5 protein-coding genes and 1 pseudogene are annotated in these 5,539 nt (G+C 73.6%); 4 read left to right on the top strand and 2 right to left on the bottom strand.

Going from position 1 to position 5,539, the window contains the following annotated elements:
• Positions 1-308 (top strand): pentapeptide repeat-containing protein (locus IDM29_RS14400; protein ID WP_188037687.1); only part of this gene is annotated, 308 nt, incomplete at its 5' end.
• Positions 305-1,081, top strand: a complete 777-nt coding sequence (gene map / locus IDM29_RS14395; RefSeq protein WP_188037686.1) for a type I methionyl aminopeptidase — start codon at positions 305-307, stop codon at positions 1,079-1,081. The genes IDM29_RS14400 and map, both read left to right, overlap by 4 nt.
• Positions 1,082-1,121: 40 nt before the next feature.
• Here the strand turns inward: map and panB are convergent, their stop codons facing one another.
• Positions 1,122-1,964 (bottom strand): 3-methyl-2-oxobutanoate hydroxymethyltransferase, encoded by an 843-nt coding sequence (gene panB, locus IDM29_RS14390; protein ID WP_182111414.1) that lies wholly within the window; start codon positions 1,962-1,964, stop codon positions 1,122-1,124.
• On the bottom strand, positions 1,957-3,609 hold the full coding sequence (locus tag IDM29_RS14385) for an NAD+ synthase (RefSeq protein WP_182111413.1): 1,653 nt from the start codon (positions 3,607-3,609) through the stop codon (positions 1,957-1,959). Before IDM29_RS14385 ends, panB begins: the two co-directional genes overlap by 8 nt.
• Before the next feature lie 91 nt (positions 3,610-3,700).
• Between IDM29_RS14385 and glnA the strand changes: the two genes are divergently transcribed.
• Both glnA and IDM29_RS14375 read left to right on the top strand, forming a co-directional pair.
• Positions 3,701-5,038 (top strand): type I glutamate--ammonia ligase, encoded by a 1,338-nt coding sequence (glnA, locus tag IDM29_RS14380; protein ID WP_182111412.1) that lies wholly within the window; start codon positions 3,701-3,703, stop codon positions 5,036-5,038.
• Positions 5,035-5,539: pseudogene (locus tag IDM29_RS14375) on the top strand (bifunctional glutamine-synthetase adenylyltransferase/deadenyltransferase); the annotation flags it as partial. The gene glnA and the pseudogene IDM29_RS14375, both read left to right, overlap by 4 nt.

Below are 5,539 nucleotides of genomic sequence, written 5' to 3'. Positions count from 1 at the left end.
ACCGCCGCGGCACCGACCTGCGCCGGGTCGGCCTGCGGGGCGCGGTCCTGGTGGGCGCGGACCTGCGGCGCGCCGACCTGCGCGAGGCCGACCTCCTCGGGGCGGACCTGCGGGGCGCGGACCTCGCCGGGGCCGACCTGAGCACCGCCCTGTTCTGCACGCCGATGCAGCTCGCCGCCGCCCGCGGTGACGCCGCCACGCGGCTGCCGTCGTCCGTCGCGCGGCCGGACCACTGGCAGGGTGGTGCACCGGTTCCCGCCGCCCCGGCGGACGGGCCCGTCCGACCGGCCGAGAGAGGCACCGCATGATCGAGATCCTGAGCCCCACCGAGGTCGCCCGTGCGCGCGAGACCGGCGCGCTGGTCGGGCACATCCTGCACACGCTCAAGGGCCGCGCCCGGGTGGGCACGAACCTCCTGGAGATCGACGCGTGGGCGCGGTCGATGATCCTCGGTGCGGGCGCGGTGTCCTGCTACGTCGACTACGAGCCGTCCTTCGGGCGCGGCCCCTTCGGCCACTACATCTGCACGTCGGTCAACGACGCCGTGCTGCACGGGCTGCCGCACGACTACGCGCTCGCCGACGGCGACGTCCTCACGCTCGACCTCGCGGTCCTGCTCGACGGGGTCGCCGCCGACGCGGCGATCACCTTCGTGGTCGGCAGCTCACCGCGCCCCGAGGACCTGGCGATGATCGCCGCGACCGAGCGGGCGCTGGCCGCCGGCATCGCCGCGGCCCGCCCCGGGGCCCGCATCGGCGACCTCTCGCACGCCATCGGCACGGTGCTGCGCGCGGCCGGGTACCCGGTCAACACCGAGTTCGGGGGCCACGGCATCGGGACGACGATGCACCAGGACCCGCACGTCGCGAACACCGGGCGACCGGGGCGCGGCTACACGCTGCGTCCCGGGCTCCTGCTCGCGCTCGAGCCGTGGATCATGGCGGACACCGACGAGCTCGTCACCGACGCCGACGGGTGGACCCTGCGCAGCGCGACCGGCTGTCGCACGGCGCACACCGAGCACACCATCGCCATCACCGACGACGGCGCCGAGATCCTCACCCTGCCGCGCCGCGACTGAGGCGGCGCGGCGCCCGGCTCAGGTCCGGGTCACCCGGTGCTCACTCGGCGAAGCTGTGCTCCGCCGCGGGGAACCCGCCCGACCGGACGTCCTCGACGTAGGCGCGGGCGGCGTCGCTGAGGGCCTCCCGCAGCCGGCCGTAGGCCTTGGCGAAGCGCGGGGACCAGTCGGTCAGGCCCGCCATGTCCGGCCACACGAGCACCTGGCCGTCGCACTGCGGGCCGGCGCCGATGCCGATCGTGGGGATGGTGAGGATCTCGGTCACCTGGGCAGCGAGCGGCGCCGGCACCATCTCGAGCACGACGGCGAACGCGCCCGCGTCCTGGAGCGCGACGGCGTCGGCGCACAGGCGCTCGGCGGCGCCCTCGCCGCGGCCCTGCACGCGCTTGCCACCGTGCACGTTCTCGGACTGCGGCGTGAAGCCCAGGTGGCCCATCACGGGGATGCCGGCGCCCACGAGGAGGCGCACGTGCTCGGCGACGCGAGCGCCGCCCTCGAACTTCACCGCGTGCGCGCCGGCCTCCTTGAGCATCCGCACGGCCGTCGCGTGCGCCTGCTGGGGGGAGGCCTCGTAGGACCCGAACGGCAGGTCGGCCACGACGAGCGAGCGCTTCACGGCGCCGGTCACGGCCCGCGCGTGGTGGATGATCTCGTCGACCGTCACCGGGATCGTCGTCGCGTAGCCGTAGAAGTTGTCGCCCAGCGAGTCGCCCACGAGCAGCACGTCCGTGCCCACCTCGTCGAAGATCCGCGCGGTCGGCGCGTCGTAGGCGGTGAGCATCGTGATCCGCTCGCCGCGCTCCTTCGCCTCGCGCAGGTGGTGCACCCGGACGCGACGGGGCTTCGGCGCCCCGCCCGCGACCGGCGTCGTCGGCTCACTCATCGACAGGTCCCTTCGGCTCGCGCCAGCGTGTGGTGACCGGGAGACGCCGGTCGCGCCCGAACGCCAGCGCGCTCACCTTCGGGCCCGGGGGGTACTGCCGCCGCTTCCACTCCGCGCGGTCGACCAGTGCGAGCACCGTGTCGACCACCTCGGCGTCGAACCCGCGCGCGAGCAGCTCCTCGCGCCCTTCGGCGTGCTCCACGTAGGCGTCCAGCACCTCGTCGAGCAGGTGGTACGGCGGCAGCGAGTCGGTGTCCATCTGGCCGGGGCTCAGCTCGGCCGACGGGGGCTTGGTGATCGAGCTCTCCGGGATCGGCGGCATCTCGCCCTGGTCGAGCGCGACCTGGTTGCGCCACCGCGCCAGCGCCCACACGCGCGACTTGTCGACGTCCTTGAGCGGCGCGTAGCCGCCCACCGCGTCGCCGTAGATCGTGGAGTAGCCGACCGCCAGCTCGGACTTGTTGCCCGTGGCGAGCACGAGATGACCCTCGACGTTCGAGACGCCCATGAGGATGACGCCGCGAACGCGGGCCTGGAGGTTCTCCCCGGCGACGCCCGGCAGGTCCATCTGGCTCGTGAAGGCGTCGACCATCGGGCCGATGGGCTGGACGCGGTAGTCGGCGCCGAGCCGCTTGGCGAGGTCCTCGGCGTCGTCGCGCGAGTGCTGCGAGGAGTGCCCGGAGGGCATCGAGATGCCCACGACGTTCGAGCCGCCCACCGCGTCGGCAGCCATCGCGGCCACCAGCGCCGAGTCGATGCCGCCGGAGAGGCCGAGCACGACGGAGCGGAATCCGTTCTTGGTGACGTACCCGCGCAGGCCGGTGACCACCGCGGAGTACACCTCGGCGTCCGGGTCCATCGGCGCGGCCAGCAGCCCGGGCTCGGGGTCCACGCCGCGGTCGGGCAGCTCCCAGACCAGCAGGTGCTCGACGAACTGCGGGGCTCCCGCCAGGGGCGTGCCGTCCTGCCCGACGACGAAGGAGCCGCCGTCGAACACGAGGTCGTCCTGGCCGCCGACCATGTTGACGTAGGCGACCGGGGCGCCGACCTCGCGCGCCCGCCGGGCCGCCAGCTCGCCGCGGACGTGGCCCTTGCCCTCCTCGTAGGGGGAGCCGTTGAGGACGAGGAGCAGCTCGACGACCGCCTCGTCCATGAGCGAGACGGGGCCCCCGTCCTGCCAGATGTCCTCGCACACGACGATCCCGATGCGCCGCCCGTCCACCTCGATGACGCACTGGCCGTCGCCCGGGGTGAAGATCCGGAACTCGTCGAACACGCCGTAGTTGGGCAGGTGGTGCTTGTCGTACCAGGCGACGACCTCGCCGCGGTGCAGCACGAGCGCGCGGTTCGTGGCGCGGCCCTCGGCGTTGCGCCCCAGCGTCCCGAGGACGACGACGATCTCGCCGAGCCCGGCGTCGACCAGGTCGCGGCACAGGCGCGTGACGGCGCGCTCGGCGCCCCGGGCGAACGAGTCGCGCAGCGCGAGGTCCTCGATCGGGTAGCCGGTGATGGTCATCTCCGGGAAGGCGACGAGGGCAGCCCCCTGGGCCGCGGCGTCGGCCGTCCACCGGAGCACGGCGCGGGCGTTGCCGTCGACGTCGCCGACGCACGTGTCGACCTGGGCGAGTGCGATGGTCAGACCCATGGCGGCCACCCTAGTCAGCGCGCGGGACGCGCGGCGTGCCGAGGCGCGGACCTGACGGTGCTCCGGGCCCCGCGTACGGCAGGATGTGGTCATGGACAGGCAGCAGGAGTTCGTGCTCCGCACGGTCGAGGAGCGGGACATCCGCTTCATCCGTCTCTGGTTCACCGATGTGCTGGGCATCCTCAAGTCGGTGGCGATCGCGCCGGCCGAGCTCGAGGCCGCCTTCGCGGAGGGCATCGGCTTCGACGGCAGCGCCATCGAGGGCCTCACGCGGGTCTACGAGGCGGACATGCTCGCCAAGCCCGACCCCTCCACGTTCCAGGTGCTCCCGTGGCGCGGTGACACCCACGGCACCGCGCGCATGTTCTGCGACATCCGCACGCCCGACGGCGAGCCGTCGCTGGCGGACTCGCGCTACGTCCTGACGCGGGCGCTGAACCGGGCGAGCGAGCAGGGGTTCACCTTCTACACGCACCCCGAGGTGGAGTTCTACCTCTTCGAGTCGCCCGCGGACCCCGAGCGCCCCCTCGTGCCCGTGGACCAGGGCGGCTACTTCGACCACGTGGCGCGCGGCACCGGCCACGACTTCCGGCGGGCCGCGATCACGATGCTCGAGTCCATGGGCATCTCGGTCGAGTTCTCGCACCACGAGGCGGGCCCGGGCCAGAACGAGATCGACCTGCGCTACGCCGACGCGCTGACGACCGCGGACAACATCATGACGTTCCGCACGGTGGTCAAGGAGGTGGCGCTCGAGCAGGGCATCTTCGCCTCGTTCATGCCGAAGCCGCTCGCGGACCACCCCGGGTCCGGCATGCACACCCACCTGTCGCTGTTCGAGGGCGACCGCAACGCGTTCCACGAGCCCGGCGCGCCGCTGGGCCTGTCGAGCACCGCGCGCAAGTTCATCGCCGGCCTGCTCCACCACGCGGCGGAGATCACCGCGATCACGAACCAGTACGTGAACTCCTACAAGCGGATGTGGGGCGGGGCGGAGGCGCCGTCGTACATCTGCTGGGGGCACAACAACCGCTCCGCGCTGGTCCGGATCCCGCTCTACAAGCCCGGCAAGGCGAACTCGAGCCGGGTCGAGTACCGGGGTGTCGACTCCGCGGCGAACCCCTACCTCGCGTACGCCGTGCTGCTCGCCGCCGGCCTCAAGGGCATCGAGGAGAACTACGAGCTGCCCGACGGCGCCGAGGACGACGTCTGGGAGCTCACCGACCCCGAGCGGCGCGCGCTCGGCATCCAGCCGCTGCCGTCCTCGCTCGAGCAGGCGATCGCGGTGATGGAGAAGTCCGAGCTCGTCGCCGAGACGCTCGGCGAGCACGTCTTCGACTTCGTCCTGCGCAACAAGCGCGAGGAGTGGAACGCCTACCGCGCCCAGGTCACGCCGTTCGAGCTGAAGCGGTTCCTGTCGGTCCTGTGACGACCGGGACCGAGGTCGCGGACGGTGGTCGCCGTCGCACGCTGCGCGCGCGTCTGACCCGCCTCGGCTTCACGGACACCGAGCGGGCCTGCTCGTTGCTCGACGACCCCGACCTCGTCGCGGTCGTCGGCACCGTCGACGAGGCCGCGCCGCTGCTCGAGGCGCTGGCGGCGGTCGCCTCGCCGGACGAGGCCCTGCTGGCGCTCACGCGGGTCTCAGGCGCGTGCCGCGGCGCGGGCGAGGGAGCCCGCTGCGGGCTGCGTGACCTGCTCGCGGAGCCGTCGCGCCACCGCGACGCGCTGCTCGCCGTCCTCGGGGCGTCGTCGGCGCTCGCGGACCACCTGGTCCGCCATCCCGACGACGTGGCCGCGCTCGCGGACCCGACCCCGATCGGCGCCGACGTGCGCGACGTCCGGGCCGAGCTGCTCGCCGCCGTCGGCGCGGACGACGGCGTGCCCGAGGGCGGTCCCGTCGCCACGGTGGCGGGCGCCGAGGGCGTCG

Source organism: Actinotalea sp. JY-7885 (genome assembly GCF_014525465.1).
Taxonomy (GTDB): domain Bacteria; phylum Actinomycetota; class Actinomycetes; order Actinomycetales; family Cellulomonadaceae; genus Actinotalea.
Note: the sequence above shows the minus strand (reverse complement) of the source record. Positions and strands in the feature narration are given on the sequence as shown.